Source organism: Massilia sp. Dwa41.01b (assembly GCF_014171775.1).
Classification (GTDB): domain Bacteria; phylum Pseudomonadota; class Gammaproteobacteria; order Burkholderiales; family Burkholderiaceae_D; genus Telluria.
In genome coordinates this window covers 1,310,473-1,327,480 of the sequence record NZ_CP050454.1, presented here as the reverse complement: position 1 = coordinate 1,327,480, position 17,008 = coordinate 1,310,473, and the positions used below count along the sequence as shown (strand labels likewise).

Genomic DNA, 17,008 nt, shown 5'->3' with positions numbered 1-17,008 from the left:
CTTGTGCATATTTCCATCTATGTTTGCTTTGACGCAAGACAAATCTCTGCGAGACTAAACTCATCCACTTTGAATAGTGGAGGTAGGAAAACAAGAAACGTTAGCCGTAACATTGACGGAGATATTTTGAAACAACCCTTAGCACTCAAACAAAGCGTCATCGCGGTTGCGATGACCATCGCTGCCGGTTCGAGCTTCGTCTCGACCAGCGCTTACGCACAGCAAGCGCCAGCCGCGACCACGACTACGACCTCGACCACGAGCTCGACCACCGCCACCAGCGCGGATGGCCAGCCCGTCACCAAGGTCTTCGTGACCGGTTCGAACATTCGCCGCATCAATGCCGAAACCGCTTCCCCGGTCCAGGTCATCACCCGCGACGAGATGGTCCGCGGCGGCGCAACCTCGCTGACCGAAGTACTCAAGGGTATTTCGTCGAACGTGGGCGGCATCAGCGAAGACCGCACCGGCGGCTTCACCGCCGGCGCCTCGAGCCTGAACCTGCGCGGCATCGGCAGCCAGGCTACCCTGATGCTGATCAACGGCCGCCGCCTGGCGCCCTATGCCCAGCCTGAATTCCAGACCACCTTCGTCGACCTGAACTCGGTGCCGATCGGCGCCGTCGAGCGCATCGAAGTGCTGAAAGACGGCGCTTCGGCGATCTACGGCTCGGAAGCGATTGCCGGCGTGGTGAACATCATCATGCGCGACAGCTTCGAAGGCGTCGAGATCAGCGGCTCGCTGGGCGAATCCTCGCGCGGCGACGGACGCCAGGTGCGCAGCACCGTCTCCGCCGGTTTCGGCAGCCTGGTCGACAACCACTTCAACGTCTATGCAACCCTCGACGTGCGCCAGCGCAAGCCGATGTTCCTGAGCAAGCGTGACGACTACATCGGTACCCAGGACTGGCGCCAGTGGGGCTACAAGGACAACCGTAGCCTGTACACCTACCCGGGCAACATCTACTGGACCGACAAGGCCACCGGCGTGTTCGTGTCGCGTACCCTGGACGGCAACTGCCCGGCCGACCGCCTGGTCCCAGCCAGCCAGGTCCTGTCCGCCACCTCGACCGGCACCGCCTGCGTGTTCGACGATCTCGCCGACGGCGACGTCAACTCGGGCGGCAAGACCGACCGTCTCGGCCTGACCAGCCGCGCAACCTGGCAGATCAACGCCAACACGACGGCGTTTGCCGAAGTGATCGCGCACCAGAACAAGGCACGTGTCACCGGCCTGTACCACTGGGTCGCAGGCCAGAACGGCCAGCCTACCGGCGCACTGCCGATCACCTCGCCACAGTATCCGCAAGACCTGATCGGGCCTGATGGCAAGACCCTTGCCGGCGGCAACGGCACCGTGCGCGTGCGCGCCAGCCTGAAGGACCTGCCAGGCCAGGGCCAGGAAAACACGACGGACTTCGCCCGCTACCTCGCCGGCGTCAAGGGCACGTTCGGCAACTGGGACTGGGAAACCGCCGCATTCGGCAGCACCAGCAAGGTCGAGTCGCACAACACGAGCGGCCTGCTGACGACCCCGTTCACCCAGGCTTACAACAGCGGCAAGTTCATCTTCGGCAACAGCGCCGGCAATGCCGACCTGCTGAAATCGATCATGACCGACTCGGTCAGCGGCTTCAAGTCGTCGCTGTACCAGGTCGATGCCAAGGTGTCGGGCGAACTGTTCAACCTGCCAGCAGGCGCCGTCGGCATCGCTGCCGGTGTCGAGGCACGCCGCGAAAAACTGGTGACCTCGCCGGATCCGCTGTCGGTCGAAGGCGAGCTGTACCACCAGGCACAAAGCCCTCCAGGCTTCAGCAATGGCCGCACCATCAAGTCGGTCTACGCCGAGACGACGATCCCGTTCCTGAAGAGCCTCGAAGGTCAGGTCGCCGTGCGTCACGACCGCTACTCGGACTACGGTAGCTCGACCACGCCGAAAGTCGGCCTGAAGTGGAGCATCACGCCACGCTACATCCTGCGTGGTACCTATGCCGAGGGCTTCCGTGCGCCGACGCTGGTAGAAAACTCGACCGACGTGCGCCACGCCTTCCTGAACGGCTTCCGCGACCCGGCACGTTGCAACGACCAGTTCACGGACGGTTGCAGCTGGAACAGCGCCTACGATAGCGGCGCCAACCCGTCGCTGGCACCGGAAACGTCGAAGAGCTACACCCTGGGCCTGGCAATGGAGCCGACCTCGTGGCTGGTCGCCACGGTCGACTACTTCCGCATCCGCCGCGACAACGAAATCGGTACCTATGACCTGACCCGCGTGCTGGAAGATCCGGCCCGTTACGCAAACGACCCGGCAGCCGTGGTCGTGCGTGACCCGCTGACCCCGGAAGACCAGGCAGCTGGCGCAACCGCCGGTGAGATCTCGCTGATCAAGTTGCTGCTGACCAACGTGGCCGTGACCGACGTCAAGGGTGTCGACATCGACCTGCGCGGCAAGTTCAACTTCGGCGAATGGGGCCGCCTGGAACCACGCCTGCAGCTGGCTTACATGCACTCGTACAAGTACGCGCCGTCGCTGGAAGACGCGCAAATCGAGTACATCGGCACCCGTGGCACGCCACGCGTGCAGGGCACCTTCGGCCTGGCATGGAAGAAAGCCGCATGGCAGCTGTCGGCTGACGCGGTCTATGTCGGCAAGATGGCACCGGTGGGCGACTACACCGTCGACTGCGTGTACGAGACCGAAGGCTATGGCGAACTGTGCGAACGCAAGATTCCTTCGTTCACCGTGTTCAACCTGGGCGGCAGCTACAAGGGTCTGTTCGGCATGAAGGACCTGAAGCTGGGCTTCGCGATCCAGAACGCATTCGACCGCAAGCCACCGTTCAATCCATCGAGCGGCCTGGGCTTCTACCAGACCCTGCATAACCCGATGGGCCGTTACTTCCAGCTCAGCGCGGATTACAGCTTCAAGTAATCGCACTGGCTGACAAGTAGTTGAAGGACAAGAAGCGTCGCACCCCCGGGTGATGACGCTTCTTTTTTCATCCATGCTGAACGTTTGCGAGAACGCATTTTGATTTCGAAAAATAACCTCATCCGCACGCTGCTGGCCGCAAGCCTGTTCGGGCCGGCCCTGGGCGTCCTGGCAGCCGATGCCGACACGCCAGTCCCGACCGTGCACGTCAACGGCGCGCGCCAGATCCCGATCGCCGATTTCTTCAAGAAACCCCAGTTCGGCGGCCAGCCTATCCTGTCGCCGGACGGCAAGAACATGGCCGTGCTGACCCCGCGTAACGGCCGCTTCGTGCTCGCCGTGATCGACCTGGCGACGCGCCAGCCGAAGGTGGTCGCGTCCGACCCGGACTGGAACATCAGCTCGCCCATGTGGGTCAACAACAACCGCCTGGTCTTCGGCATCAGCAAGGGCAGCGACGAAACGATGGAGAACAACGACGGCGGCGGCGGCCTCTACGCCGTCGACCGCGACGGCAGCCACTTCCGCAAGCTGAGCGCCAGCCTGCAGGAAGCGCGCGCCGCCAACGTGCCGTTCAAGCCGGTCAGCGTGCTCCAGCGCGCGGGCGGCGACAGCAACGACCTCTTCGTCGTCGACAATGCGCGCGGCCGCGATGCCGCGGTCGGCGCCACCGACCTGTTCCGTCTCGACACCGGCACCGGCCGCCGCAGCCTGCTCACCTTCGACAATCCCGGCAATGTGAACGAATGGGTGCTCGACCATGCCAACGTGGTACGCGTGGGCACGGCGCTGACCGTCGAAGCGGGCACCAAGCGCCTCATCCAGACCGTGTTCTACCGCGATGGCGACAAGTCGGCCTGGAAGCCTATCCATACTGCCTACGTCAACGAAGGCAAGGACATGTCCGTGCTGGGCTTCGATTTCGACAACAAGACGATGCTGGTGGCCGGCCGTTTCGACGGGCGCGACAAGTCGGCGGTGTACGTCTGGGATTTCGCCAACGGCAAGCCCGGCGAACTGGTAGCCGAGCATCCGACCGTCGACATCACCGGCGAGCTGCTGTATGACGAGCCGCGCAAGAAAATCATCGGCATCGGCTTCGAGAGCATGATCCAGGAGAAGTATTATTTCGACGCGGACTACGCGAAGATGCAGGCCACGCTCGACGCCAGCCTGCCTGGACAGCAGGTCAGCTTCTCCTGGCGCGGCGACCACGTGGTGGCGGTGGCGTACAGCGCCGCCCAGCCCGGCCAGATCTACTTCTTCGATACCGCGAAAAAAGTACTCGAGCCGGTGTTCAGCATGATGCCCCAGTTCGATAACAAGACACTGGCGGCGCAGACCGTGATCAACTACGCGGCACGCGACGGGCTCAACATCCCGGCCTACCTGACCCTGCCGCAGGGCCAGGCAGCCAAGGGGTTGCCGCTGGTCGCCTACATCCACGGCGGCCCGCATGCGCGCGACCACGCCGGCTTCGACCCGACGACGCAGATGCTGGCCTCGCGCGGCTATGCCGTGCTGCAGCCGCAGTTCCGCATGTCGACCGGCTTCGGCTGGAAGCACTTCACGGCCGGCTGGAAACAGTGGGGCATGGCGATGCAGGACGACATCACCGATGGCGTGGCCGCGCTGGTCAAGCAGGGCATCGTCGACCCCAACCGGGTCTGCATCATCGGCGCCAGCTACGGCGGCTATGCCACCATGTACGGCCTGGCGAAAGACCCTGACCTGTACAAGTGCGGCGTGAACTGGGTGGGCGTGACCGACATCAGCCTGCTGTTCTCGGTCAGCTATTCGGACACCAGCAACTCGCCGGTCATGGACGACCTGGGCGTACGCATGCACGGCGATCCGAAGCTTGATCAGGCCTACATGAAGGAACGCTCGGCGCTGGAAAACGTCGGCAAGATCAAGGCGCCGGTGCTGATGGCCTACGGCAGCGAAGACGTGCGCGTGCCCCTGGTCCACGGCGAACGCATGCGCGACCTGCTGCGCAAGAAGGGCAACGAAGTCGAGTGGATGGTCATGACGGGCGAAGGCCACGGCTGGGCCAAGGAAAGCAACCGCATCAAGTTCGGTGAGGCGATGATGAGTTTTATCGACCGGCATATCGGGCCGGAGGCGGTGGCGAAGAAGAAGTAATTTCTTCGCACGTCCTCACCAGGCGAAAAAAATCCGTCCGGGCTGGCTGGCCCGGACGGATTTTTTGTTTGCGGCCGAGACAGTTGAAGATGGACGGACTTCGAATCCTCAGACCCATGACAACACGCTAAGTCCGGACCCCAGACCTGCCGCGATGTCAAAAAAACGGCAGAGCCTGTGTCCGAATGTCAGACCTGACAACGGCTTACCCTAACGCGAATCCTTTACAAAGTCGATACGTGGGTCTGTGTCAGGGTCGCCGCAATAGAAGGCAAGTGATTTCGATTCTCCTTCGACCAACAAGAACATGCGTATTGCGTAGGGCAACGAACCCTTTAATTGCACGCTCTTCTCGAAAACGAAATCGACAACCTCGAGTCCGTTTGTCGACTTGCTCAACTTCCAGTTTCCAGTTCCGTCGACACCTGCTTCCAAAGCTGGATGGACAGGGGGCAGTATCTCAGCGGGGAGGTTCACCGCTTTGAATAGACCGTTTTTTTCCAAAATCAACTTTGCAAGAGACACACTTGTATTCGCTTTGCACGCCGATTCCCTGCCTTGCATACTCCAGCTACCTAATAGCTGCTTTTCTTCAGTCGGCCTATTCCCGCATGAGACGAGAAGGAAACAAAGTGAACAAATAAATAGCCCCATGCGAGCAATATTCATCATTTCCTCGTCCCTCCAATTTTTTCGTGAAGAATGATTGTTTGCGAAGTCTTGGACAATGGGCCGTCAGCGAACGTTCTGTTTAGTGGCTTCCCAATGTTATCGCTCCACCATTTCGTATAACCGACTACTGGCGGGTGCGTTGCCGATTCGATCGTCGATCAGATATGAAACCGCTCTGTGCGGCAGAGCCCGCGTACAAATGTCAGACCCAACACCGTTAAGTGTCGTGGCACCGTCGCGTGCCGTGATACCGCTACGCACGTGACTGTCTGGATATTTTTTGACCGTTCCTGAACTTTCTTCCCTTCAATGTTTGAACCATCACCTCTTGAAGGTCAGGTCGAAAGAGTCAAAGCCCTGCTCACTAACTAGCAGGCGTACACTTGTATTGGAGTCAAAATATAGCTCCAACCCGCCATTCTTATCGGGCTTTACATCCTCAATGCATTGGCCTATGAGCGCGATTAGATGTATCGCACCGATTCGAAATCCATTTAAATCATTATCTTTTCGGATTGTAAGGGCTCCCCACTCCCCTGCGGCCTCATAGCCTTCCTCTATGTCAACATTTGCACTGTCAGAAAACTCGCCTTTTTCCGATAATGGATATTTAACGAATTTCAACGAAATACAGTCAATTGCAACGAGAACAGAAGTAAGCTGCTGTCCAACTAGTCGGCGCGTGACATCAGAGTTGTGTGCACTATTCATGATTTGGCTTTGGTATTTCGAGGGGACAATGGGGTCAGGACAAGGGACAATGGGGTCAGGTCTGACATTCGGACACAGGCTCAGCCTTTGCTGTGATTTCGATATCGAACGCAGAAGGGCCGACGTTGCAACTTGTCTTCAACCTTTAGAGTTGATCTGCTGCTCCGTACGGTGCAAAGCTGAACGCCAAAGCCGAGGTCGTGTCCGAATGTCAGACCTGACCCCAGCATTGCGCAGGTAAAAAAAAGCCGTTCAGCTCACGCTAAACGGCTTTTTTGACGAAGTGCTGTGATTACTTCGCGTTCATCAGCGCCACAGTGGTATCGAGCATGCGGTTCGAGAAGCCCCACTCGTTGTCGTACCACGACGAGACTTTCACCAGGCGGCCCGAGACTTTCGTCAGGGTCGAATCGAAGTTCGACGACGCCGGGTTGTGGTTGAAGTCGACCGAGACCAGCGGTTCGGTTTGATAGGTCAGCACGCCTTTCAGTGCGCCTTCCGATGCAGCCTTCATGATCTGGTTGACTTCATCGACCGTGGTGTCGCGCTTGGCGATGAAGGTCAGGTCGACGATCGAGACGTTGATGGTCGGGACGCGGATGGCGAAGCCGTCGAGCTTGCCGTTCAGCTCAGGCAGCACCAGGCCGACGGCTGCAGCGGCGCCGGTCTTGGTCGGGATCATCGACTGGGTGGCCGAACGGGCGCGGCGCAGGTCTTCGTGCATCACGTCGGTCAGCACCTGGTCGTTGGTGTAGGCGTGCACCGTGGTCATCAGGCCGGTTTCCAGGCCGATGGCTTCGTTCAGCGGCTTGACCAGCGGGGCCAGGCAGTTGGTGGTGCAGGAAGCGTTCGAGATGACGGTGTCGCTGGCCTTCAGGACGTCCTGGTTGACGCCGTAGACGATGGTTGCGTCGACATCCTTGCCGCCTGGTGCCGAGATGATGACCTTCTTGGCGCCGCCCTTCAGGTGGGCCGAGGCCTTTTCCTTGGTGGTGAAGAAGCCGGTGCATTCCAGCACGACGTCCACGCCGAGCTCGCCCCATGGGATCTCTGCAGGGTTGCGCTGCGCGAACACGCGGATCGGGTCGCCGTTGACGATCATGTTGTCGCCTTCGACGGTCACGGTGCCCGGGAACTTGCCGTGGGCGGTGTCGTAACGGGTCAGGTGGGCGTTCGATTCGGCATTGCCGAGGTCGTTGATCGCGACGATCTGGATGTCCTGCTTCTTGCCGCCTTCGTAGAAAGCACGCAGGATGTTGCGGCCGATGCGGCCGTAGCCGTTGATGGCAACCTTGATGGTCATACTTTTTGCTCCTGATTAAAAAAAACCGTTAGCAGGTAGGTGCATCCAAAGGCAAGCGGTGACACGGTGCATGCGATCGTTGGACGCATAGGCGGGGGACCCGCCTATCCTACGTCGTATATTTTTAGCCCGCGATCACAGCCTTGGCCTTGGCCACGACGTTCTCGACGGTGAAGCCGAAGTGCTTGAACAACACCGGTGCCGGTGCCGACTCGCCGAAGGTGTCGATGCCGACGACGGCGCCTTCCAGGCCGACGTACTTGTACCAGAAGTCGGTGACGCCAGCCTCGATGGCAACACGCGGTACGCCGCGGGTCAACACTTGCGCTTTGTAGCTCGCCTCCTGGCGCTCGAAGACGTCGGTCGACGGCATCGAGACCACGCGCGCGGCCACGCCTTCGCCGGCCAGCGCATCGGCCGCCTTCATCGCCAGTTCGACTTCGGAACCGGTGGCGATCAGGATGACTTTTGCGTCAGCGGCATCGCGCAGCACGTAGCCGCCCTTGGCAACGTTGGCCACGGTAGCGGCGTCGCGTTCCATGAACGGCAGGTTCTGGCGCGAGAAGATCAGGGTCGACGGGCCGTCCTTGCGCGCAACAGCCGCGCCCCAGGCCACTTGCGATTCGACCGTGTCGCATGGACGCCAGTTGTCCAGGTTCGGGATCAGGCGCAGCGAGGACACGTGCTCGACCGACTGGTGGGTCGGGCCGTCTTCGCCCAGGCCGATCGAGTCGTGGGTGAATACGAAGAGCGAGCGGATCTTCATCAGGGCGGCCATGCGCAGGGCGTTGCGGCTGTAGTCCGAGAAGGTGAGGAAGGTCGCGCCGAACGGGATGAAACCGCCGTGCAGGGCGACGCCATTCTGGATCGCGGCCATGCCGAATTCGCGCACGCCATAGTTGATGTGGTTACCCGGGATGCCCGAACGCACGGCCACGCACTCTTTCCAGTTGGTCAAGTTCGAGCCGGTCAGGTCGGCCGAGCCGCCCAGGAATTCCGGCAGGATCGGCGCCAGCGCCTGGATCGCGTTCTGCGAGGCCTTGCGGGTGGCGATGGTTTCCTTTTTGTCGATGCAAGTGGCAATCGCCGCGTCCAGCGTCTGCTGGAAGTTACCCGGCAGTTCGCCCTTCATGCGGCGCGTCAGTTCGGAAGCCAGTTCCGGATGCTTGGCTGCGTACTCGGCGAACATCGTGTTCCATTCGCCTTCATACTCCGCACCGCGTGCCTTCGCGTCCCAGGCTTCGTAGATTTCGCCAGGAATGTCGAACGGGATCGCGTCCCACACCAGGTGCTGGCGCACGGCCGCGATTTCCTTGTCGCCCAGCGGCGCGCCGTGGACTTTATCGCCGCCTTCCAGGTTCGGGGCGCCCTTGCCGATAATGGTCTTGCAGCAGATCAGGGTTGGACGGTCCGACTCTTTCGCCTGCGCGATGGCGGCGGAGACGGCGGCGACATTGTGGCCGTCGACCTTCGGGATCACGTTCCAGCCATAGGCTTCGAAGCGCTTCTGGGTGTCGTCGGTAAACCAGCCTTCGACGCGGCCGTCGATCGAGATGCCGTTGTCGTCGTACAGCCAGATCAGCTTGTTCAGGCGCAGGGTACCGGCCAGCGAGGCCACTTCGTGCGAGATGCCTTCCATCAGGCAGCCGTCGCCGAGGAAGGCGTAGGTGTAGTGGTCCACCACGTCGTAGCCCGGACGGTTGAATTCATAGCCCAGCAGCCATTCGGCCAGCGCCATGCCCACCGAGTTGGCGATGCCCTGTCCCAGCGGGCCGGTGGTCGTTTCCACGCCCGGGGTGATGCCCACTTCCGGGTGGCCCGCGGTCTTCGAGTGCAGCTGGCGGAAGTCGCGCAGGTCGTCCATGGTCAGCGCGTAACCGGCCAGGTGCAGCATCGCATAGTGCAGCATCGAACCGTGGCCGTTCGACAGCAGGAAGCGGTCGCGGTTGAACCATCCCGGATTGGCGGGGTTGTGGCGGTAATGCTTGTCCCACAGCGCGACGCCGATCTCCGCCATGCCCATTGGCATGCCAGGGTGACCCGAGTTGGCTTTTTGGACAGCGTCCATCGCCAGCGCGCGGATCGCGTTGGCCATCAAGGTGGTGGTTTGCGTAGATTTCATGGGTGCAGGAGTCTGGATTGGAAAGCGACAGGCGGTACGGCTGGCCGTAGCCCGTTATTTTACCAGAGTGACATGCTGCCGAATTAAAATGCAGTTTTCGCGTTCGCAGTTTATTTGCATTTCGTTATCAGGAGCCGCATGCCCCGCTTTTACTGTCCCCAGCCGCTCGCCAGCGGCGCCACCGTCGACCTGCCGGAATCGGTTGCCCATCACTTGCACGTGGTGCGGATGCAGCCGGGCGATGCGCTGACCCTGTTCGACGGCCGCGGCGGCCAGTACGTGGCCAGTCTCAGCGAGATCGGCAAGCGCCGCGCCAGTGCCCTAATCAAGGAACACGAACCGGTCGAGGTCGAACTCCCCTATTCCCTCACCCTGGCCCAGGGCCTGCCGGAGGGAAGCAAGATGGACTGGATCATCGAAAAAGCGGTGGAACTCGGCGTGGCCGCGGTGCAGCCGCTGGCGGCCCAGCGCAGCGTGGTGCGCCTGTCCGGCGAGCGCGCGGAAAGCGCCACCTGCACTGGCAGGGCGTGATCGTCGCCGCCGCCGAGCAGAGCGGGCGCAACCGCCTGGCGCAGCTGTCGCCGGTCGCCGACCTGAAACCCTGGCTGGCGACGGCCTCCACTTCGCCGCGCATCCTGCTCAGCCCGCGGGCGACGCAGTCGCTGGCGGGATGGGCGCAATCGAACGCGCCGCGGGACCTGACCCTGCTGGTCGGCCCCGAAGGCGGTTTTACGCGGGAGGAAGAAGACGCGGCGCTGGCGGCCGGGGCGCTGGCCTTGTCGATGGGTCCGCGTGCTGCGCACGGAAACGGCGGCGCTGGCGGCGATGGCGGTGCTGGGTGGCGCCTGGGGGGCGATGTAGGCAGAGCCGGCGCAAGGACGTAAAAAGCCCCGGGACGGAAGGCTCCGCCCGGGGCTTTTTTGAACCAGCGGCATTGCTGCCGCTGTGCGCATCGACTGTTTAGAACTGGTAAGCCAGGCCCAGGCTGAAGAAGCGACCGACAGCGCCTGCCTGGTGCAGCGAAGCGTTGTACGAGGTTTGCGCATTGGCGTTGCCGTAGGTGGCGACGTCATACGGTGGCTCGCGGTCGAACAGGTTCAGCACGGCAGCGCGCAAGGTCAGGTTGTCGCTGAGCTTGTACTGCACGTTCAGGTTGGTCGTGGTGAACGAGGCCACATCGCAGAAGCCCAGCGGCTGGCCGCCTGGAATACGTGCGAAGTAGCTACGGCCACCGACGTCGCCTGCGCTCGACGAGCAGCTGGTGCCGCCCACCGACGGATCCAGGGTCGAGAAGCCGCTCGTGTAGTTCACGGTGGTGGTCACGTCCAGTGGGCCGCGGTTCCAGCCGAGGGTGAACTGGGCACGGTTCTTCGGATTACCCGTTGCGCCGCCGACCACCGACGGGCCCTGGGTGCCCGCCAGCTGGAAGGTGGTGCCGGCCACTTCGCTCTCGTAGCCGAAGGTATGGGCCGCGGTCAGGTTGGCCGACAGGGTACCCATGTCGTTGGCCAGGCGCCACTTGTAGCGCACGTCCGCTTCGATACCGTGGGTCTTGGTGCTGCCCGCGTTGATGTATGGCGACGCTGCATACAGGATCGGGCCGACGGCCGGCGTGCCAAGCACGGTCTCGTCGCCGTTGCCGGTTGCTACCTGGGTCGGAACAGCTGCACCACGGATCCAGGTCGGAACGAAGGTCGGGTCGTTACCGGCACGGGTCACGATCAGGTTCTTCACCTCGATGTTGTAATAGTCCAGCGACATGTTGAGGCCGCGGACCGGCTCGAGGATCAGGCCCAGGGTGTACGACTTCGACTTTTCAGGCTCCAGGTTCTGGCTGGTGGTCTGGACGTAAGGCGGGTTGATGTCGCACTGCAGTGGGACGTCGCCAGGGCGGGTGCCAGTGCCGTCGGCGCACAGGATCGGATCGTCGATATTGTTGAAGGTGAAGAACGAACCGGCATTGCCGACTTCAGCTGGATTCGGCGCACGGAAGCCACGGGCGAAGGTGCCGCGCACACCGATCTGCTGCAGCGGGCTCCACTTGAAACCTGCCGACGGCGTGAACGAATTGCCGTAGGTATCGAAATGGTCGTAGCGGCCCGAGGCGGTGACTTCGAGGTTCTTGATCGGGTTCGCTTGCAGCTGCGCGAACACCGCCGAGTTGGTCTCGTCGCCAATCGTGAACGGCGAGGTACTGGCGACCAGACCGTTGGCGGTCAGGCTCGACGGCGGCGCGTTCTGCTTGCGCTCGTGCCAGTGGACACCTGCCGCGATGGCCAGAGGACCTGCGCCCAATTGCATCAGTTCGCGCGTACCGATCAGGTCGGCGTAGTTGAGGGTCGAGGTCAGCGTGTTGCTGAAGTTCGGCGACACTTGCGCGATCAGGGCCGGCGAGTTATTGCCCAGGACGTTCCAGGTGCCATTGTTGATGGCGTTGTACAGTGCCGGACGGTTGACATAGCCAAGGTATTCGACCTCGGTCTTGACGCGGGTAGCGCCGATGCCAGCGTCGATGTCCCAGCCGAGGGCACGGCCCTTCAGGTCGACGGCGAAGCGGGTGGAGGTGCTGGTGTTGTCCGAGGTACGTTCCGTAGCGATGCCCGGAATGTAGCCGTACAGCGAGGCTTCGCCACCGGTGCTGTTGATTACGTTGGCGCCGACGGGGGCACCTGGTGCGAAGCGGGTGTTCGGGATGGCGTTGACGCCGCCGGTCAACACACCGTTGATCAGGGTGGTGTTGCCGTTGAACGAGTTCGGCGAGTAGGTCAGCGGCACGCCACGGTTGTTCAGGCTGTCGCGCTTGAACAGCGACCCCTTGAAGGCGATTTGCCAGTCGTCGCTCAGCTTTTTCGTCATGCCGATCATGACGTTGACGTTTTCGGTCGGCGGCTGGATGAAGGTGACTTCGTCGCGGATGGCGCAGCCGCCGGCGCGGTACAGGGTGTAGTTACACTTCGGGTCCAGGAACTGGAAGTTCGCCGGGTTGGTCGCGCCGCCGGCGCCCTGGGTATTGAACAGGAAGGGGCTGTTCGCTGCCACCAGGCCATTGTTCAAGTTGGTCGGCACGCCCAGGGTCAGGTTGTTGCCGCCGCGCGAACGCCAGTCGCGGTTGGCCCAGCCGAACTGGTCGCGATCGGCCACCATGATCGGGTTCTGCTTGCGCCATTCGGCGGTGATGAAGGCGTTGTAGCCGTCAGTGTCGAGGTCGCCGATGCCGGTGCTGGCCGAGGCACGCTTGGTCTGGCCACCGCCATGCTGGGTGGTGCCGACTTCGGCGCTCACTCGGGTACCCGTCAGGTTTTTCTTCAGCTTGATGTTGACCACGCCGGCGATCGCGTCCGAGCCGTAGGTCGCCGAAGCGCCGGCTTTCAGGACTTCGATCGATTCAATGGCATCGAAAGGAATCGAGGAAACGTCGACGAAGGAACGCTGCGAGTCGTCCGACAGCGGATAAGGTGCCATGCGACGGCCGTCGATCAGCACCAGGGTGGCGCCGACGGTCAGGCCGCGCAGCGAGACGCCCGATGCGCCGTTGGCGAACGCGCCCGAGAAGCCGGTGCCCAGGGTACCGGCGCCGTTGGCTGCCAGGTCGGTCAGCAGTTCGGCGACCGAGGTCTTGCCGCTCTTCTGGATATCGGCCGCGCTCAGTACCTGCACCGGAGCCGGTGTTTCCGTGTCGGTACGGCTGATCAGCGAACCGGTCACGACCACGCGTTGCATCGCGGGCGTTTCCTGCTGCTGGGCCATTGCTGGGCTCATGCCTGCGAGTGCGCCGGTAGCAACCAGGAACGCGATCGCGTGCGGCATCGACTTCAACTTAAACGTCATCAACTTCTCCTTCTGGGCTTTTCTAAAGTGGTGGTTTTTTTCATCCAGTCCTTGCGCCGGTTGGGCAAGGCCTGCTGTCTCTCTCAACCATGACGCGCCTTGCGGCGCGGCGTGTCCAGCAACGTCGAAACGCGCGGGGCCCTTCTTTTCAGGATGCTTTGGTATAGCGTTCGAAGAACTGTTACGACTGCTTTTTGCAGCTTTGTATGCTTAATATTTCCCGGTACCCGTGGGGTTAGCACGGCCACGCTCAATTAATGCTTGAAACAAATCAAACATTATCCGAATGGACACATAAAACCATACGAAAAGTCCAAGTGTCAACAAAACGCGACAGGGCAAATGCGTAGAAACAACAGTCTGTACAAAGCTCCGCAACATGCTGCTCTGCACAAAATTGCTGAGCATAAATTATTGGTTCTATCGCGACACACCAAAGAATCGACGGCGACACTGCTTTTGAGTCGAAAAATATTTCGCTTTAAAGAAGAAAGTTAAGCTTTTTTTATCTTCACGCAATGCAGCATATCGCGCGTTCCCAGCACACGCTGACGCGCTTTCCACTCTGTCCCTCTTATGCATTTTGAATAGTGGAAATTTAACGAAGCAAAGCCAGAGTGACAAATGGTAGGGAACGGCCGAGGCGTTTTTCCGGTCGTGCGGCGCCGATCCGCCGTCCTGTACCCGGCGATGCCTTATACTTGCGCATTACACCGATTCGCCCGCCCCTGCGCGCGGCGCACTTCCCGAATAGTCATGCTGCGAATTAACGAACTCAAGCTCCCGCTCGACCACCCCGACCACGCCCTGCGCGACGCCATCCTCGCGCGCCTGGGCATCGATGCCGCCGACCTGGTGGATTTCAATGTCTTCAAACGCAGCTACGATGCGCGCAAGAAGGCGGCCATCGTCCTGATCTATGCGATCGACGTCGAAGTCCGCAACGAGGCCGCGGTACTCAAGCGCCTGAAGAACGATCAATACGTGCTGCCCTCGCCCGACACCGGCTACAAATTCGTCGACGCGGCCCGCCCGCCCGCCGGTACGCCGCGGCCGATTGTCGTCGGCACCGGTCCCTGCGGCCTGTTCGTCGCGCTGATCCTGGCCCAGATGGGACTCAATCCGCTGGTGCTGGAACGGGGCAAAGTCGTGCGCGAGCGTACCGTCGACACCTTCGGTTTCTGGCGCAAGCGCGAACTGAACACCGAGTCGAACGTGCAGTTCGGCGAAGGCGGCGCCGGCACCTTCTCCGACGGCAAGCTCTACAGCCAGATCAAGGACCCGAAGCATTACGGCCGCAAGGTGCTGACCGAGTTCGTGAAGTCGGGCGCGCCCGAAGAGATCATGTATGTCAGCAAACCGCACATCGGCACCTTCCGCCTGGTCAAGATGGTGGAGCAGATGCGCGCCGAGATCCTGTCGCTGGGCGGCGAGATCCGTTTCCAGACCCGCGTTGCCGACGTGCTGGTCGAGGAAAAGGGCGGCGTGCGCGAAGTGGCCGGCGTCGTGCTGGCCGATGGCGAGCGCATTCCGACCCGCCACCTGGTGATGGCGATCGGCCACAGCGCGCGCGACACCTTCGAGATGCTGTATGAACGCGGGGTCTACATCGAAGCCAAGCCCTTCTCGATCGGCTTCCGGGTCGAGCACCCGCAGTCGCTGATCGACGTCTGCCGCTTCGGGCCGAACGCCGGCAACAAGATTCTGGGCGCGGCCGACTACAAGATCGTGCACCATGCCGCCAACGGCCGTTCCGTCTACAGCTTCTGCATGTGCCCGGGCGGCACCGTGGTGGCCGCGTCGAGCGAGGAAGGCCGCGTGGTCACCAACGGCATGAGCCAGTACTCGCGTAACGAACGCAATGCCAACAGCGCCATCGTGGTCGGCATCACGCCAAGCGATTATCCGGGCCACCCGCTGGCCGGCATCGCCTTCCAGCGCGAGCTCGAATCCCGTGCCTACGTCCTGGGCGGCAGCAACTACGATGCGCCAGGCCAGTTGATGGGCGACTTCGTGCGCGGGGTGCCGTCGAAACAATTCGGTTCGGTGATCCCGTCGTTCAAGCCGGCCGTGCACCTGACCGACCTGGCACCTTCGCTGCCCGAATACGCGATCAGCGCCATGCGCGAAGCCTTCGTCGCCTTCGACAAGCAGATCAAGGGCTACTACAAGGAAGACGCCGTGCTGACCGGCGTCGAGACGCGCACCTCCTCGCCGATCCGCATCAAGCGCCGCGACGACGACCTGCAAAGCCTGAACACGCGCGGCCTGTTCCCGGCCGGCGAAGGCGCGGGCTACGCCGGCGGCATCATGTCGGCGGCCGTCGACGGCATCCGCGTGGCCGAAGCCGTGGCGCTGGCGATGGGGGCGGACGTCCTCGTGCCGCAGGACTGATCCTTGCAGTCCGCCGGCGCCCAGAGCACCGCCGCCCCGCTGCTGCCGGGGCTGGCGATTCTCGGTTCCATGGTGTCGGTGAACATCGGCGCCGCCTTTGCCAAGACCCTGTTCCCCTGGTCGGCAGCGCCGGCGTCACCGCCCTGCGCGTCGGGCTCGCGGCCTGCCTGCTGGCGGCATTTTGGCGTCCCCGGGCGCGTGCGCCCTGCGCGCGCGGATGCGTTCAACCTGCTCGTCTACGGCCTCATGCTCGGCTGCATGAACCTGACCATCTACGCGGCCTTTGCCCGCATTCCGATCGGCGTGGCGATCGCCATCGAGGTCACCGGCCCGCTGGCGCTGGTGCTGCTGTCCTCACGCCGCCCCCGCGACGTCGCCTGGGTGGCCTGCGCCGCCGTCGGCCTGTGGCTGCTGCTGCCGCTGCGCGCCGGCGTGGCCGGCCTGGATCCGATCGGTGTGGCCTGGGCGCTCGCCGCCGCCGTCTGCTGGGCGATGTACATCGTGTTCGGCAAGCGCGTGTCGACCCTGCGCGGCGGCCACGCGGTGGCCTGGGGCATGCTGGTGGCGTCCTGCCTCGCCGTGCCGACCGGCCTCGCGCAAGCCGGCAGTGTGCTGTTGACGCCAGACGTGCTGGCCATCGGCCTGGCGGTGGCTGTGCTGTCGAGCATCCTGCCGTATTCGCTCGAGATGATGGCGCTGGCGCGCCTGCCGCGCCGCGTATTCGGCATCCTGGTCAGCGCCGGGCCGGCCATTGGTGCGCTGGCCGGTTGGACCGTGCTGGGCGAAATGCTCACGACCGTGCAATGGCTGGCGATTGGCTTGATCATCGTGGCCACGGCGGGGAGTGCGGCGACGGCGGGACGGGCTTGAATCGCTTGCGCGGCAGTATCCGCGCTGGTTGA

General features: G+C 62.4%; 9 protein-coding genes and 1 pseudogene. 5 read left to right on the top strand and 5 right to left on the bottom strand.

The genetic code is table 11. The features are described from left to right. The first annotated feature begins 126 nt into the window (after positions 1-126). Both G4G28_RS06075 and G4G28_RS06070 read left to right on the top strand, forming a co-directional pair. Positions 127-2,931 carry a TonB-dependent receptor gene (locus tag G4G28_RS06075; protein ID WP_182991265.1) on the top strand — a complete coding sequence of 935 codons (2,805 nt, stop codon included), beginning with the start codon at positions 127-129 and terminating at the stop codon, positions 2,929-2,931. A gap of 99 nt (positions 2,932-3,030) precedes the next feature. Continuing rightward, positions 3,031-5,076: a S9 family peptidase gene (locus tag G4G28_RS06070; RefSeq protein ID WP_182991264.1), complete on the top strand. Its 2,046-nt coding sequence runs from the start codon at positions 3,031-3,033 to the stop codon at positions 5,074-5,076. Positions 5,077-5,286: 210 nt separating this feature from the next. On the opposite strand, the gene G4G28_RS06065 is transcribed toward G4G28_RS06070, so the two are convergent. The 4 genes from G4G28_RS06065 to tkt form a co-directional block, all read right to left on the bottom strand. Beyond that, positions 5,287-5,748, bottom strand: a complete 462-nt coding sequence (locus G4G28_RS06065) for a hypothetical protein (RefSeq protein ID WP_210283285.1) — start codon at positions 5,746-5,748, stop codon at positions 5,287-5,289. A gap of 321 nt (positions 5,749-6,069) precedes the next feature. Beyond that, on the bottom strand, positions 6,070-6,459 hold the full coding sequence (locus G4G28_RS06060; protein WP_182991262.1) for a hypothetical protein: 390 nt from the start codon (positions 6,457-6,459) through the stop codon (positions 6,070-6,072). Positions 6,460-6,751: 292 nt separating this feature from the next. After that, positions 6,752-7,762: a type I glyceraldehyde-3-phosphate dehydrogenase gene (gene gap, locus G4G28_RS06055; protein WP_182991261.1), complete on the bottom strand. Its 1,011-nt coding sequence runs from the start codon at positions 7,760-7,762 to the stop codon at positions 6,752-6,754. Positions 7,763-7,886: 124 nt separating this feature from the next. Beyond that, positions 7,887-9,884, bottom strand: coding sequence for a transketolase (gene tkt, locus G4G28_RS06050; RefSeq protein ID WP_182991260.1), 1,998 nt, complete (start codon positions 9,882-9,884; stop codon positions 7,887-7,889). Positions 9,885-10,022: 138 nt separating this feature from the next. Between tkt and G4G28_RS06045 the strand changes: the two are divergent. Then, positions 10,023-10,745 (top strand): annotated as a pseudogene (locus tag G4G28_RS06045) (16S rRNA (uracil(1498)-N(3))-methyltransferase). A gap of 99 nt (positions 10,746-10,844) precedes the next feature. Here G4G28_RS06045 and G4G28_RS06040 read toward each other — a convergent pair. Further along, positions 10,845-13,712, bottom strand: a complete 2,868-nt coding sequence (locus G4G28_RS06040) for a TonB-dependent receptor (protein ID WP_182991259.1) — start codon at positions 13,710-13,712, stop codon at positions 10,845-10,847. A gap of 756 nt (positions 13,713-14,468) precedes the next feature. Here G4G28_RS06040 and G4G28_RS06035 point away from each other — a divergent pair. Both G4G28_RS06035 and G4G28_RS06030 read left to right on the top strand, forming a co-directional pair. Continuing rightward, positions 14,469-16,106 carry an NAD(P)/FAD-dependent oxidoreductase gene (locus G4G28_RS06035; RefSeq protein ID WP_182991258.1) on the top strand — a complete coding sequence of 546 codons (1,638 nt, stop codon included), beginning with the start codon at positions 14,469-14,471 and terminating at the stop codon, positions 16,104-16,106. A gap of 3 nt (positions 16,107-16,109) precedes the next feature. Further along, a complete protein-coding gene (locus tag G4G28_RS06030) occupies positions 16,110-16,976 on the top strand; it encodes an EamA family transporter (RefSeq protein WP_308601853.1) in 867 nt (288 codons plus the stop codon). Positions 16,977-17,008 lie beyond the last annotated feature (32 nt).

Coding starts and splice junctions, on each gene's coding strand:
- G4G28_RS06040 (WP_182991259.1), bottom strand. CDS start 13,712: ATGACGTTTAAGTTGAAGTCGATGCCGCACGCGATCGCGTTCCTGGTT.
- gap (WP_182991261.1), bottom strand. CDS start 7,762: ATGACCATCAAGGTTGCCATCAACGGCTACGGCCGCATCGGCCGCAAC.
- G4G28_RS06035 (WP_182991258.1), top strand. CDS start 14,469: ATGCTGCGAATTAACGAACTCAAGCTCCCGCTCGACCACCCCGACCAC.
- tkt (WP_182991260.1), bottom strand. CDS start 9,884: ATGAAATCTACGCAAACCACCACCTTGATGGCCAACGCGATCCGCGCG.
- G4G28_RS06065 (WP_210283285.1), bottom strand. CDS start 5,748: ATGATGAATATTGCTCGCATGGGGCTATTTATTTGTTCACTTTGTTTC.
- G4G28_RS06060 (WP_182991262.1), bottom strand. CDS start 6,459: ATGAATAGTGCACACAACTCTGATGTCACGCGCCGACTAGTTGGACAG.